Origin of the sequence: Mucilaginibacter sabulilitoris (assembly GCF_034262375.1) — a bacterium.
Taxonomy (GTDB): domain Bacteria; phylum Bacteroidota; class Bacteroidia; order Sphingobacteriales; family Sphingobacteriaceae; genus Mucilaginibacter; species Mucilaginibacter sabulilitoris.
Window position 1 is genome coordinate 4,313,609 of the sequence record NZ_CP139558.1, and the last position, 14,000, is coordinate 4,327,608.

13 protein-coding genes are annotated in these 14,000 nt (G+C 39.1%); 2 read left to right on the top strand and 11 right to left on the bottom strand.

All coding sequences use genetic code 11. The features are described 5' to 3' along the window. The first annotated feature begins 2 nt into the window (after positions 1-2). Positions 3-1,115 (top strand): glycosyltransferase family 4 protein, encoded by a 1,113-nt coding sequence (locus SNE25_RS18650; RefSeq protein ID WP_321560507.1) that lies wholly within the window; start codon positions 3-5, stop codon positions 1,113-1,115. Here SNE25_RS18650 and SNE25_RS18655 read toward each other — a convergent pair. The 4 genes from SNE25_RS18655 to SNE25_RS18670 all read right to left on the bottom strand — a co-directional run bounded on the left by SNE25_RS18655 (position 1,101) and on the right by SNE25_RS18670 (position 5,244). After that, positions 1,101-2,156: a glycosyltransferase gene (locus SNE25_RS18655; RefSeq protein WP_321560508.1), complete on the bottom strand. Its 1,056-nt coding sequence runs from the start codon at positions 2,154-2,156 to the stop codon at positions 1,101-1,103. The genes SNE25_RS18650 and SNE25_RS18655 overlap by 15 nt on opposite strands. Then, on the bottom strand, positions 2,149-3,816 hold the full coding sequence (locus SNE25_RS18660; protein WP_321560509.1) for an ABC transporter ATP-binding protein: 1,668 nt from the start codon (positions 3,814-3,816) through the stop codon (positions 2,149-2,151). Before SNE25_RS18660 ends, SNE25_RS18655 begins: the two co-directional genes overlap by 8 nt. A 133-nt stretch (positions 3,817-3,949) precedes the next feature. Then, positions 3,950-4,483 (bottom strand): OmpA family protein, encoded by a 534-nt coding sequence (locus SNE25_RS18665; protein WP_321560510.1) that lies wholly within the window; start codon positions 4,481-4,483, stop codon positions 3,950-3,952. Positions 4,484-4,839: 356 nt separating this feature from the next. Beyond that, entirely contained in the window at positions 4,840-5,244 is a 405-nt protein-coding gene (locus SNE25_RS18670; protein WP_321560511.1) for a DoxX family protein, read from the bottom strand. 130 nt (positions 5,245-5,374) lie between these two features. On the opposite strand from SNE25_RS18670, the gene SNE25_RS18675 reads away from it, so the two are divergent. Then, positions 5,375-6,352, top strand: coding sequence for a GlxA family transcriptional regulator (locus tag SNE25_RS18675; RefSeq protein ID WP_321560512.1), 978 nt, complete (start codon positions 5,375-5,377; stop codon positions 6,350-6,352). Between the two features lie 22 nt (positions 6,353-6,374). Here SNE25_RS18675 and SNE25_RS18680 read toward each other — a convergent pair whose 3' ends face one another. From SNE25_RS18680 to SNE25_RS18710, 7 genes are all read right to left on the bottom strand, one after another. Next, the gene (locus SNE25_RS18680; protein WP_321560513.1) at positions 6,375-6,848 is read right to left on the bottom strand and encodes a cytochrome P460 family protein; all 474 of its coding nucleotides are present in this window, start codon (positions 6,846-6,848) and stop codon (positions 6,375-6,377) included. A 13-nt stretch (positions 6,849-6,861) separates the two neighbouring features. Further along, positions 6,862-7,827, bottom strand: a complete 966-nt coding sequence (locus tag SNE25_RS18685; protein WP_321560514.1) for a heme-binding domain-containing protein — start codon at positions 7,825-7,827, stop codon at positions 6,862-6,864. A 134-nt stretch (positions 7,828-7,961) separates the two neighbouring features. After that, positions 7,962-9,140 carry a hypothetical protein gene (locus SNE25_RS18690; RefSeq protein WP_321560515.1) on the bottom strand — a complete coding sequence of 393 codons (1,179 nt, stop codon included), beginning with the start codon at positions 9,138-9,140 and terminating at the stop codon, positions 7,962-7,964. Between the two features lie 35 nt (positions 9,141-9,175). Next, positions 9,176-9,988 carry an SH3 domain-containing protein gene (locus tag SNE25_RS18695; RefSeq protein ID WP_321560516.1) on the bottom strand — a complete coding sequence of 271 codons (813 nt, stop codon included), beginning with the start codon at positions 9,986-9,988 and terminating at the stop codon, positions 9,176-9,178. A 41-nt stretch (positions 9,989-10,029) separates the two neighbouring features. Further along, a complete protein-coding gene (locus SNE25_RS18700) occupies positions 10,030-11,346 on the bottom strand; it encodes an ATP-binding protein (RefSeq protein ID WP_321560517.1) in 1,317 nt (438 codons plus the stop codon). A 46-nt stretch (positions 11,347-11,392) separates the two neighbouring features. Beyond that, positions 11,393-12,292 (bottom strand): hypothetical protein, encoded by a 900-nt coding sequence (locus tag SNE25_RS18705; protein ID WP_321560518.1) that lies wholly within the window; start codon positions 12,290-12,292, stop codon positions 11,393-11,395. 17 nt (positions 12,293-12,309) lie between these two features. After that, positions 12,310-13,848: an eCIS core domain-containing protein gene (locus SNE25_RS18710; protein WP_321560519.1), complete on the bottom strand. Its 1,539-nt coding sequence runs from the start codon at positions 13,846-13,848 to the stop codon at positions 12,310-12,312. Between the last annotated feature and the right edge of the window lie 152 nt (positions 13,849-14,000).

Here is a 14,000-nt window from a genome sequence, read left to right on the forward strand (position 1 = left end):
AATTGATAAAACTGGTTGACCTTACCTATTATTCTCATCTTAATTACAAAAACCCAGGGCAGGTTTTTGAAAATCATTTCCCTGCTTTAGCTTTCGCTGCGCACCTTAAAAATGAACTTGATTTTAATTTTATAAAACATGCCTCTTTTGAGGAACAAGCCATTTTTGACGGTGTACCCTATTTCTTTTTCAAGGGTGGTAACAGGTTTTGGTCTGTGTCTTTTAAAACCCACCGGTTTATTAAAGAGTTAAAGCCCGATATTGTATTGGTACAAGGTTTTGTTTTTCCATTACAGGTAATCTTTTTACGGTTGTTTTGCGGCAAAAACTTTAAAATAATTATTCAGCATCATGGTGAATTACCATTTGGTGGAGTAAGGGACCGATTTCAAAAAATAGCCTGCAGCATGGTGAACGGATTTATTTTTACAGCTGCCGGCAATGCGGATATATGGAAAAGAAAGAAAATTATCAAAGGCGGATCAAACATATTTGAGTTACTGGAAGCCTCAACAGTTTTCAAAAAACAAGATAAACAAATAAGTAGAAAGCACACCGGAATAACCGGAGATTTCAATTTTTTGTGGGTAGGCAGGTTAAACGCCAATAAAGATCCGCTAACTGTTTTAAATGGGTTTGCGCAACACCTGCAAATAAATCCAAAAGCAAAGCTTTACATGATCTATCAAACAGAAGATATGTTGGCTGAGATGATGCAAATACTTGGCTCAACCCCGTCATTATCAAACGCGGTAGTATTGGTTGGTAAAGTTCAAAATGAAGAATTACCTTATTGGTACAGTGCTGCTGATTTCTATATATCGGGCAGTCATAAAGAAGGAAGCGGATATGCGCTGCTCGAAGCTTTAGCCTGTGGCTGCATCCCAATTGTGACTGATATACCACCCTATCAGAAAATAATAGGAAACAGTAAATGTGGATTTTTATATGCGCCGGGAGATGCAAAGGCGCTTACCCAGTTGTTGAATACTATTAATAATTTAGATAGAGAAAAAATTTCGATAGCTGCTTTAGATCATTTTAATAGAAACCTAACTGCCAAGAATATAGCTAATGATCTATTTGATATTTGCAATTATTTAATGGCCAAATAAAGCTGCTACTTTGGCTGTGATAGTTTGAATGGGATAAGCTAATACAGGCTCATGCTTTAAATTAGGGTTGTTAAGCAGGTTTTTAATTATATCGGGTAAGTGCTCGGCGTTATCCGGTACATGGTGTTGGGCCGGACGCACATCCATTCCTTTTACTAAACTCACCACATGACAGCCTGCGTACAAAGCTTCACTTACTACGGTACTATAGCCTTCGTACGCCGATGTATGCAACAGTATTTTTGAGTGCTGCATCGAGGCAAGTACTTCCGGATGCGGCAACTCTCCTTTTAACTGCACATTATTTTCCAGTTTAAATCTTTTTATCTGTTTTTCAAGGTTATGCATTTCAGGACCCTTACCGCAAATAACTGCTTTTATTTCAGGGAACTCTGTAATTAAATTCTTAATCACATTAACAAATAAATTATATTGCTTAAGAGGGATAAGTGAGCCCACGCCTATAATATCAATATCCCTTTCACCGGGCGCCGTATTAAAAAGTGCGGTTTCTATTCCAGAGGGGATAACATGTTTCGGAAGTATGTCATAATTTATTCTGAATTCATTTGCTAAAAAATCAGATATGGCTATTAATGATTTTCCTTCTGGTTTTATCCGGTTTACGTATTCGTTGCCTGCTTTTGCATCCTGGCCGAGCAGCCATATATAATGTGGTAAGCCGTTTTTTTTTGCAAAACGGTTGCCCATAAAAGCACATTCACCAATCCAAAAGCTCAGCAGTCCGCAAAGCTTATATTTATTATGTATTTTTTTTAGACTTTTCCATACGCGCCGCCAGGTAATTAATCTGAATACTTGTCCCTTTCCCTTACCGGCAAGCGCAATAACCTCCACTCCATACCAATTATAAGTGGAAGCTTCAAAAGGATATTGAAAACTGATTACAATAATATGTAACTGTGGATAATGTTGTTTTAAAGCCCGTACAAAAATTTGCATGGGGGGTATACATGTAGTATCGTTGGTATCGCCCGGGAAACCAGGGCTCAGTATCACCAATGCTTCGGGTTTATTCATTAAAGGAAACTATTTTGTTGCAATAAGCCAGGCTTGCTGCATTATGAGTAACAAACAGTATAATTTTTCCCTGTGCAGCAAGTTGCTTTAGCTGTACAAGTATAACCTCTTCGGCCTGTTGATCCATTTCACCAAAAGGCTCATCCATTATCAACATATCAAAATCATGATAAAGCGCACGGGCAAGCATAACTCTTTGCCTTTGTCCCCCGCTCAGATTCTTGCCGTTTTCCCGTATCACTTTATTCAGCCCCTCAGCATTTCCCGATAAAAGAGCATTAAGCCCGCAAATAGCAATTACACCGGCTAATTTTTCATGATCCGCATCATCATCACTAAGCGTTATGTTTTTAAGGATAGTGTCATGTATAAAATAGTTTTGCTGTTTTATATAAGCTATCCTTTTCCAATATTGTTTTCTCTGTCCTATATCGGATAAGTTTTCATTGATCAGGATATCTCCTGAATCGGCTTTCAAAAAGCCTAAAAGTAAATTGATCAGCGTTGTTTTACCCCGTCCGGATACTCCCGATACACCTGCCATGTCACCCTTGTCAATGGTAAAACTGACATCATCCAGTATATTATGATCCTTGTAATTAAAACTGACCTTATCAAATCTGATAGATACTATATGATCAGGAATAACATCATTCGATTTAACTACAGGCTCATTTATCGTCAACAAGTCATGAAGCGTAAATTCATATGTTTTTATTTGTCCGCTACTGTTGAGTATTTTGATTATCCCCGGAATAATTTTATAAGCAGCGGCCATAAAAATGCCTATAGAAAGCAGGTCAATTACAGGTGCCCCGACAGACCATTTATTGATTACAATCAATACGAAAAAGCCAAATACAGCAAAAACTTCTACCAGACGCGATGGTAAAGACTGTATAGTTTGTTGTGTTGCCAGATTTTCATTTAACTGTTGCTGATAATTATAATAACGATTAGTTAAAAAATAACTTTTATCATAAATATTGCTTTCTACAAAGCCGGCTAACGACTCCTGTAGATGTTGTATAGTTTTTTCGCTGGCCAGTTTGGTATGCACCCTTACCTGCTTTGATCGCCGTTTTATAAAATAGGCCAGCACAATTATGGGCGGCATAAGTAATAATAACAATAATAAGAACAACACAGGCTGGTAAATCAATATGGCAATTACAGTAAATAATATCAGGGTACTCTGCGAAATAATCTGCTGAGTATTTGTCAGAATATAATGACTAAATTCTATGGGTTGCTGGCTTATTTGCCGGATAAGAACGGATGAATCAACATGTACAAAACGTATGTAGTCATCCTTCATAAAATGAATAATGTTTTTTTTCGATAGCCTTGAGGCAACTCCATAAAAAAAATGATGCTGAAAACGAAGTATCAAATATCCAAACCAGTTTTTCAGACTAAAAAGAATTAAAAAAACACTTATAAGCGATATCGAATCTTTATTGAACCAGCTATCGGGCAGAAACATAACCCTGGGGTTTATCTCTTTACCAGACGTATAAAAACCTATAACCAACAACAACAGGCCCAGAAAAGCAATATCAAGTATGCTGATAAGCAAATCGAACAGAATAAGCCTGCCCATACTTGCTTTTTCTTTTGTGTTCAGCAAGGTCAAAATCCCTTTAATTATTTGCTTCAAGACGCCGGTAAGTTATTATTTGGTAATTACCTATCATTACGAACCTAAAAGCACATTGGTTGCCAGCTATAATGTATAATGCCCCGGTAAAATCATTTACCGGGGCATTATTTCAGCAGGATTATAAGGTATTTTATTTATTAACCTTGATCTCAACCCTGCGATTTTGTATTCTTCCATCCTCGGTGCTGTTATCGGCAATAGGATTGCTTTCACCATAACCTTTTACAGTTAAGTTGTCTCCGCTTATACCGCTGTTTACGAGGTACAATTTTACAGAGTTTGCTCTTTCAACAGATAGTTCCATATTGTGCTCCGGGGTTCCTTCGGCAGAAGCGTTGCCATTCAGTACAAATTTTACTGTTTTATCTTTCTTCATCTCAGCGGCGGCCTGATCCAGGCTTTGGTACGATGATGTTCTTAATACGGCAGAATTAAATTCAAACTGAATATTGCTGAAATTATAATTAGGTGCAGCTGGCGGCGGCGGAGGTGTTTCTTGTTTTGCAGGAGCAGGTGCCGGAGCCGGTTGTGGTTTTGGTGCGTATTGTTGTTCTGTTTCAACCGGTACTGGTTTTTGAGCCAGTTTTTTCGATTTACATGACAATACCGTAATAGCTAATAGTGCAAAGATTAGGGGAAATAAAGGTGTTTTTAAAGCTTTCATCGCTAAGTTTTGTTTTTTTGTAAACATAAAAAATATTCGTGATTTCAACCTAAATTGAATATAACACATTGATAAATAAAGGATTTGGCGGCCATTTTGTTTGAAATAAGCCCCCACGTACCTATCGATCATTTACCGGTACCTAAACGATGAGTTCATTGCTTAAGTATTTAAGCAATGATTTAGCCTTATTACATTATTGCATTTATCGTATTCAAATAATTGCTAAAGAGCATGTTAATATTAACCTTTAGTTTTTAAATTATTATTAAGCAATAAAAAAGTATCCTTATTTCTATTTTTTCTGATAATTATTGCACCAAAAGGAATTGGTCAACACTTCCTTATCATTTTGCTTAGGACAAACTCATCACCAGATCATCATTATTCTGGGTATTTGCTTTAAGTTTTTTGTGATAATAGATGTAAGAACCAGCTGCTACCGCAATGATAATAAACATTGGCGCCCAGTTACCGATTGATTTCCCGGAATTTATAATTGAATAAGTAGCACCAATTAAATCGAACGTTAAACCAGCATACGCCCATTCTTTAATACGGGGATAACCAGGGATTAAGATGGCAATCACGCCTAATATTTTAGCGAAGCCCAAAAATGGTATGATATAAGTTGGATATCCCATTTCTTTGAATCCCTCCACTGCTATGGGCATCACAAGCGCGTCAGGTATCGCCGAGCCTAACATAAAGAACGCGAATAACCCTGTTAAAATCCAATAAATTATTTTTGTCTTTTTCATGATGATTGATTTATTTAGTTTTAAAATTATTACTCCCGTAAAATTAAAGCTACATTGCATTAGGAATGAGGGCCTAATGCGGCTGTTTTAGGGGCTGATTACGACTAAGTTACAAAACCTATTTATCTATATGAGACATATATCAATACTTGTACCCAGGAGAGCTATACTTGGGAGTTTGGAGGGTTCGCGCCAATTGCTTACACAGGTGAATCAGTTTTTTATGGCTGCCGGCAAAGAACCTATTTTTAAGGTTGAGCTCGTGGGGCTTACCAAGGAAACACCTGTTAGTGGTGGTTTATTTACGGTTAATTCAAACAAAACAATTGGTGAAGTTCAAAAAACCGACCTGATCATTATTCCTGCAATTGATGGTGATATCAGTGTTGAGGTTGAAAACAACAAAGCATTTTTACCCTGGATAACTGAACAATATAATAATGGTGCTGAGGTAGCCAGTTTGTGTATGGGTGCGTTTTTGTTAGCATCAACCGGTTTGTTAAACGGAAAAAAATGTGCTACGCATTGGATGGCGGCTAATGATTTCAGAAGAATGTTCCCGGAGGTTAACCTTGTTACGGAAAAAATTATTACCGATGAGCAGGGGCTTTATTCGAGCGGCGGGGCTTTCTCGTACCTTAATCTTATCTTATATCTTATAGAAAAGTTTGCAGGTCGTGATATAGCCATTTTAAGTGCAAAGGTGTTTGCCATTGAAATGGAACGTAGCAACCAATCGTCATTTATTATTTTCCAGGGACAAAAAGATCATGCCGACGATCCAATTAAAAAAGCACAGGAATTTATTGAGAAAAACTATCAGGATAAGATCACGGTAGAACAATTGGCCTCTATGTTTGCACTCGGTCGCCGAAACCTGGAGCGCAGGTTTAAAAAAGCTACAGCCAATACTGTGGCCGAATATATACAACGCGTAAAAATAGAAGCTGCCAAAGTAAGCCTCGAAACTTCCCGCGAAAATGTAAACGAAGTAATGTATAATGTTGGTTACACCGATACCAAAGCTTTCCGTACCACATTTAAACGCATAACAGGCCTATCTCCTATTGATTACAGGAATAAATACCAACGGGAATATGCCGCTTAAACATAGCCGCTATTGGTAAATATCAGGGCATTACCGACGGTTTCTGAGCAAGTATATACTTTATCCTTTCCTGCTGCTGTAAGGTATCAGAGGTAGCATTGAGATCACGTCCCTCAAATTTCTGATAGCTTATAGCCGCGCGACCTGTGCCTGTCGTTTTTATTACTTCAACAGATAAAAGGTCACCCGGTATTCTGGCGCCAAACCAGCGGTCGTCGTTCTGCTGTTTCCAGGTAACTAAGGTGAAATTTTCACCGGATGGGTAACTTACATTTCCTGCAATGGCCGTTTTTAATGCAAGCTCATTTCCATATAACGTAGACATGGTATTATTCTTTCTGTTGAAAGATGAAGTGATCACCTTTAAATTTTTGTCAAATTTAAACGACGCGGGTATCGCAGCTTTCTTATTCAAAAGTTCTTCGCTTGGCTTGCGATTATTGCAGGCAAGTGATACTAAAATTAGAACTATAGATAAAATATATAATGATTTCATAATTAGATACTTATTAATGCTCAATTGGTGAGGTGAAAACAAAATCGGTATTGCTCAGGGGTTTATGACAGCTAACACACTCTGTGGCAAATAAAGCGGTTTTACCATAAGGCACCAGTTTATCTGTTTTAAACCTGGCCCATCCCCATCCCGCGGTAGCGGCATACTTTTTATCATCCTTAATCATATACTCCACCTGTTTAAACGCGCCGGTGTTTACGTTGCCTTCTTTATCTTCTACCTGATCCCACGCTACTTTGGCAAATATGGTTCCGTTTGGCCATGGATTAATTTGATGATCATGTATAGCTTTAATTGCAACGGGATTACCAAATATTACCCTCATGGTGCCGTTGTCAAAACGTTCAGTACTGCTAATGGGCTGCCAATTTTTATAGTCGGGTATATAGGTAATGCCATTTAAAGCTACAGGAAGTTTGGTGTCTGCTGCCGGGGCCTTTTTTTGCCAATGATTATATTGTTTACTGGCTGCGTTTATTTTTGCAGTGTCAGCAACTTTTTGCGGGGGTATTAAGGTGGCTACATATTTTTTCAATACCTCTAAATCGTTTTTAGAAACCGCGGCAGAAGGATGAACCAGCTCATAATCTTTTATAGGCATAGCGCCTGCGGCAATCTGATTTACAACTTCCCAAAGCATCGCCTTTTGATCGGCTGCCGCCAAATCTTTCCAGTTTGAAAAATTTAAATGTTTACGACCGGTATTTACATGCATAGCTACACGCCAGTTAACCGGAGTAATCTGATCATACCAGCGCAAATTGGTTTGGTTGGAATGGCAATCATAACAAGCGCGCGTCAGTATATTTTTCACCTCAGCAGGAGCCTCTATGTCACCCGTTACAGGTGAATGTGAAATTCTTGGTCTGATACACTGGATAACCAAAAAAACTACAAACAGTATTACAGCTATAGTTATGATCCTCTTTTTTAGAACTTTGGGGCGTTGTGTATTCATTGTTTAGTGTTTTAATCAAAAATGCTTAATTATAAGCACTTATATATATAAATCAGCCCCAATTAGACAAATACATACCTGAACCGGACATTTTCAAAGCCGAACAGACACAGCTGGTTTAAGTTCGGTTTGCTTTAACCCACGTCGGCTGTTTTATCCATTTCAAGTTGAAATGTTTTGTTGGTTTCGCTCACCTCTACATCGGTACTGGCCGAAAGATTAGTCACAGCGTTGCCGATTTTAGAGGCCATAGTTGCCTGCAATGTGTATTTACCCAAAGGTACCTGAGTTGCTGTAAATCCGGAACTTTGATCGTCTGCCGGTTTGGTAAGCGTTATCAACTCACCGGCCTCTGGTTTCAGTGTAACAACTGCCGAATTAAAGCCTAAATCAACAATATCAGCGCCTTCCGTGGTTGAAGATAGTGCTGGCACCAATTGAAGTTCTACTGTAACATCCGCAACTTTTTCATTAGCAGCAGGCTCAGTAACATCAGCCGAAGTTGTAGTAGTGTTTGCTGATGAACCTAACGGCAGTATAAGGTCTTTAAGCTTATCAAGAAACTTCATTACCCTACCAGAAAAGAAACCCGATATAAATGAAAATAATAATAGACCATTGCCCATGGTAATATCCGTCATTTTAGTGGTGCTGTCACCTAATAGGTTATATCCAAATACTAATACCAGTGCTGAAACCGGCGCGTAAAACAGCTTTGACACTTGCCCGGGTATTTCTGCGGTATTAAAAGGACCTGTACCCGCTGTATCAGCTGTATCACTATCAGTTTCATCAGTTTGCTTTATCTTAATCCCATTGGCATTACTTACATAATAAATTAAACTTGTCAATACACCAATCAGCGCCCAAAACAAAACTTCAGCATAGGTACCCGGACCGACAAACCAAAAAAAGCTATTAACAATAATTTCCTTGCCGTTTAAATATGTTTTGGCATCCTTATTATTAAGATTAATCAGCAGGGTATTCACTTGCTTTAACCAGGCTTCGTTTACCTGGCCATTGTACTCGCTTGTCAAAAAATTGGATAATGCCTGGTCACGTTGTACCCAGAGATTCAAAATAACTTTCTTTGCAGCCGGATCTTTGCTTGCCAACAGATCAGTATCCGAATAGCCGGCAAGTATATTGTCAATATTTAATAATTGAATATTGTCTAATTTTTTATGATCAGATCCTTTATTGCAACTGTGCAGTATGAGATAAATTGCCGATACGAGCACAAGAACTAAACACAGAGTTAATAACCAACCGGCACCACTCCAGATTTTTGCTTTAATAAATGCGAACATGATTTCTATATGTTTAGGTTAATAATTATTGTTAATTATGAAAGATAGGCGCTAAATACCCACTCCTCTGCAGTATTGCTTATTTTACTCCAGTCGGCGCTGGTTGTATATACTGTTACCTGCGTATCACGCGTAAGGGTGCGTGCAATACGGAATGATGTACCAGGCCCCGATCGGACATTTAATACACTCGCATTTACTTTCATCGATACCGTATCAGGAGTTATATTATTACTTAATTGCTGGATTTTACTATCAATTAAAGGAAAAAAATTATCCTCTGCCGACGTAATGGTATTGGTTCCAAAAAACGCAGTACCCGGACAGGTTTTCTGCTCGTCACCAACCTGGTCATTGTTTACTTTACTTTCAGGGAATCTTTTACCTTTTCGGTCATACCAATGATGATAAACTACTTGTTCTTTTACAGGTTTAAGATTAAATTTCATACAAAGCACCGCGTTTAAAAAAACAATACAGTCTTTATGCTCCTGAGTCATCTGGTCATGCCCTGCATCAAAGTTTCCTAAATTCTCAATACAAATAGCGCCCTTGTTTGCGCCAAAGATACCGGCCGGAGTAATATTTATAGGTCTGCATAAACCAATGTTGCCAGACGGAAACGTGGTGATATTTTGACCTATGTCGCTCCATCCATTATCATGGATATGAAAATTACGCATCGATTCAAGCCAAAACATTTCACCACGGCTTGGACTTATTGATCTGTAATTAGGCTCCAATGTATGATGGTTTTGTACAACTTTGATTTCCCTCGAGAAATCCGTGTTCATCAGGTATTTTCGAAAATCCTGCTGCGTGTAAATGTGAAATTGCGCTAAGGCCATGTTTTTTCCTCCGATATTGGTTTGGTGTTTAATAATATAAATTAGGTCATCGTACGTTCTTCCTTGCGGTATTCTTTTCTTATCGCTTCTACTAAATCGTCGTTACGTATGTATTTATCACTTCTTGAAGCGGTTTGCAGCGAAGCATAATGAATAATGTTTAATATTGCCGCTCCGTTCAATTCATATTTATCGGCCAGGTGAGATAAATTAATAGCCGGCTCAGGCTTGTACGATGCCGGGAATGCCTTTTCCCATAGGTGCAAACGTTCAGCAGCATTGGGTACCGAGAAATGAATGATGGTATGAAAACGCCTCAGGAAAGCGTCGTCCATATTGCTTTTTAAGTTTGACGCGAGGATGAGCAAACCGGGATAATCTTCGATACGCTGCAATAAATAGCTTACTTCCTGGTTGGCATACCTGTCATGAGAGTTTTGCACGTTTGTACGTTTACCAAACAGGGCGTCAGCTTCATCAAAAAATAATATCCAGTTCTTGTTTTCGGCTTTAACAAATACCTTTTCGAGGTTTTTTTCTGTTTCACCGATATACTTACTTACCACCTGCGACAGATCTATACGATACACATCTTTGTTTAAATGCTTGCCCAGCAACGTAGCTGTTAAGGTTTTACCTGTACCCGACGGGCCATGAAAAAGGGCGCGATAACCCGGTTTTATCTTTCGCTTCAGCACTTCATCCTGCATCAGCGTATCATTATGCTGCACCCAGATCATAATCTCGCTGAGCTGGTTCTGAGTGTAATTGTTTAGCACAAGATCATCCCAGGTCATGGCTGTAGTGATATTCTTTGCGGGAAAATCCGGACTAAATTTAGGAGTTATTTCTATGCCCGTAGTAAGCCGGGTTACCAATTCAGGGTCAAGAACAATACGGCCGCTCATTAGTGGTTCGCCTTCTTTTACGGTTTCCAGGTACAACACCTTCTTTTTGGCCAGTATGCCATTAGTTAGTAGGTATTGAACCGAAAGCCTTTTTTCAATATCATTACCGGCCATAATAAACTGAACGGTTTCGCCTGTTGGCAATAATCCACGGTGGTTACTGCCTTTTACACCGCCAAATTCCGGAAAATCTCCTCCCTGAGGCAAAAACTCCTGAATTATACTTTCAAAAAAGGTGGCCATTATGTGAGGCACTAACGCAGTTAAAAGTATAATATACTCTTCGAGGGGCAACTGATGGCTAATGATAAAACCATTTAACGGCGAACCATCATCCTCTATCTTAACAGCTGGAAACACAGCATCAACATTATTGAAATGTGATTGCAGCCGGGTATGAATTACCCGCTTAAGCACTTCAAAAGAGTTAGTTATAGATTGACCTTGCATTTATTTTACTTTTATACTGTGTTACTATTTATGTAAATGCTATTGTTTATGGTTTCTTTGCTTCGCCACCTCTGAAAAGCTCGGGTAGCCGCAATACATCAACGGTTAAAAACACTCCACTACCTTTGGGCAGTTGATCATCAAACTGACCGGGCAATGTTCTCATGATCCATGTGGGCGATTCTCCAGGGCCGCTTACCAGCATTGGCGTGGCTGGTAAGGTTTGATTAACAAAACCCCGTAGATTAATAATGCCACCGCCGAATTTTAGCTTAATAGAGCCGCCGGTGACCCCAAAACCACTACTCGGCGAATAGCCGCTGCTTATGCCTAAAGTGAGATCAGTTTTAGGAATAAAGCTCCATTTTTCATGCATCATATCCAGGTAAGGTTTAAATTCAAATTCCGTATCAAAAGTAAGCGGGGCGCCGGTGGTTTGAGGCAATTTGTATTTGAAAGATGATAAAGGAAAATATTCATGATGCGGGATAAGGGAAAGCGGTAGGGCTATATTCTTATCATCCAGTAATTTTATAGTATCGGCCCTGAACCTCGGATCAGATGCAAATACGGAGCCTAATATGCCAAGTGAACTTAAGCCAAAACCAATAATACCTGCTTTAAATTCTGTGGGTTGTTTGTCCCAAACTTCTTTCTTCAACGCATCGGTTTGCTTGTCTTTCCATTCTTCAAATCCGGGTTTATTATCCAGTTCATCCTTAACAACAGAGGCCCCCTCGGTAAGTGTTTTGGTTGGATCATCTTCCCGTTGAATTAAATCAGGCGCCGATTTAAAAAAAGTATTATTCACTAAACCATCTTCAGGCGTGCGCATAGCTTGTCCGTAAGCTGCATTTGACTGGTTTACCGACAGTTCAGGCTGAAAGAATGGCTTATTGTCCCTGTTCCTGCTCTGGGTGGGTGATATGGTTTGTTTCTCGTTCATATGTATTTTCATTGAACTCATACTTTATTGCCCTTACTGCTTAAGCAAACCAAGATATTCTCAGGTACCATCATTGGCCAACTTAATTTATTCTGTTTAAAAGCAAAAAAATCAGGCTGACTATAAGGCTCAACTTCTATTAAATTTGTTGAACCATATGAGCCACTGGTAGTTGGCTTTGCATGATAAGTAGGTACTACTCTTACATTGTCTGCAGCGGTAAAAGTAACGCCCCCTACTCCTATTATAAAGAGATCAGTTTCACCAATCTTCCCTTCAATACGATACATGGGGCAAAAGGTAAAACTATCCGATCCCTGTGTTGCGCTTATTGTTCTGACTTCATACAATGCTGATGCCTGTGAATCATTAATTGTTGAAAGCTCGGTGGGCCAGCTACCTGATGCTCCAACCGGGCTAAAAGTTTTGTTCTTTTTAAAGTCGTGATTTCTGTCATATTCTGCTGCAGATTCATCAGGACCAACGCCGGCGCAAAATTTCATAACATCATCTTTAGTATATCCTTTTACAGCCATATAAAACGAGATAAGATCGGATGGAAGATCCTCCTGCGCGTAAGATGACTCTCCGATAAAATCAGTCCATAATTGCTGTGCCTCAAATGCTATTGACAGGGTTTTAAAAATGCTTAATGCCACGCTGTTTATTTCTGCAGGTGATAACGCTTTAAGTAATCTTACATTAACTGCCGCGCTGGATAGAACAATGGCAGTATGAGGAACTTTTGATGTCATAGCCGGGCTTGAAAAATCGCCGGTTGAATCTGTAGCATTAGTTCCAGCGTTATGTAAATCATCTGAAGCTTGTTGTACTTTTTTGATAAGGGCCAGAGCAAGAGACGCATCTGCATGTGACCAGTCAATCCACCCGCAATTGGCGGAAAAGTTATATCGGCCATCTTTTGCACCCGCTTTTGTAGGGACCCTGGAAATAGCTTTGGCGCTATTTTGTTGCTGTATCACATGGGTAAGTTCATGTGCTATTAACCTTTTACCACCATTACTTTCGGGCGAGTACTGACCGCTATTAAAAACAATATTGTTACCGGTTGTATAAGCGAGCGCATTAATTGATTGTGCCGATTTTGCCGCTGCCGAATCAGTATGCACACGTACATTTGAAAAATCATTTCTAAAACGCGGCTCAAAAAAACTTCGGCTGCTTTGGGGCAAGGCCTGTCCTGACGAGCTTAATGATCCTACATAGTTATCCAGTTCATTACTTCCCTGTACTTCGGTACCAGAACTTTCTTTACGATGCAGTTTTTCTTCTTCCTCACAATGCTGGCATTTACGCTGAACAGTTGTTAATGATGGCTTAAAAAAAGCATTATCTTTCAGCGCAGGATCATTCATGCCCACGACGTGGTCGGCCATATTATCAGCCTCCTGCTCGTAAATATCATTAGGTTGATTTACAGTTAGTTTTGGCTGAAGAGTAGGTTCAAAGAAAGACAAATGCTTTTTTTTTCCAAAGAAAACATTGCTTGCTTGCTGGCTCTTATTTGTAGTTAATGTGGGAGGATTTTTTTGCACGTTTTCCTAAAATTTATTTACCAGTTGCTGATGTATCGTTAGTTTAATTTCATAAAATCATGTTCCCTTATTTTTGGATGTTTTATTATTCAAGGTTTTGAACCTACGGGTTGATTATTATGTGTTTCAGTTTTCTTTGTATTCCAGTTGAT

What these genes read in the sequence shown, in the direction of transcription:
- SNE25_RS18695 (WP_321560516.1), bottom strand. Translation starts at nt 9,988, where the DNA reads ATGGCCTTAGCGCAATTTCACATTTACACGCAGCAGGATTTTCGAAAA.
- SNE25_RS18680 (WP_321560513.1), bottom strand. Translation starts at nt 6,848, where the DNA reads ATGAAATCATTATATATTTTATCTATAGTTCTAATTTTAGTATCACTT.
- SNE25_RS18685 (WP_321560514.1), bottom strand. Translation starts at nt 7,827, where the DNA reads ATGAATACACAACGCCCCAAAGTTCTAAAAAAGAGGATCATAACTATA.
- SNE25_RS18675 (WP_321560512.1), top strand. Translation starts at nt 5,375, where the DNA reads ATGAGACATATATCAATACTTGTACCCAGGAGAGCTATACTTGGGAGT.
- SNE25_RS18655 (WP_321560508.1), bottom strand. Translation starts at nt 2,156, where the DNA reads ATGAATAAACCCGAAGCATTGGTGATACTGAGCCCTGGTTTCCCGGGC.
- SNE25_RS18665 (WP_321560510.1), bottom strand. Translation starts at nt 4,483, where the DNA reads ATGAAAGCTTTAAAAACACCTTTATTTCCCCTAATCTTTGCACTATTA.
- SNE25_RS18690 (WP_321560515.1), bottom strand. Translation starts at nt 9,140, where the DNA reads ATGTTCGCATTTATTAAAGCAAAAATCTGGAGTGGTGCCGGTTGGTTA.
- SNE25_RS18700 (WP_321560517.1), bottom strand. Translation starts at nt 11,346, where the DNA reads ATGCAAGGTCAATCTATAACTAACTCTTTTGAAGTGCTTAAGCGGGTA.
- SNE25_RS18670 (WP_321560511.1), bottom strand. Translation starts at nt 5,244, where the DNA reads ATGAAAAAGACAAAAATAATTTATTGGATTTTAACAGGGTTATTCGCG.
- SNE25_RS18705 (WP_321560518.1), bottom strand. Translation starts at nt 12,292, where the DNA reads ATGAACGAGAAACAAACCATATCACCCACCCAGAGCAGGAACAGGGAC.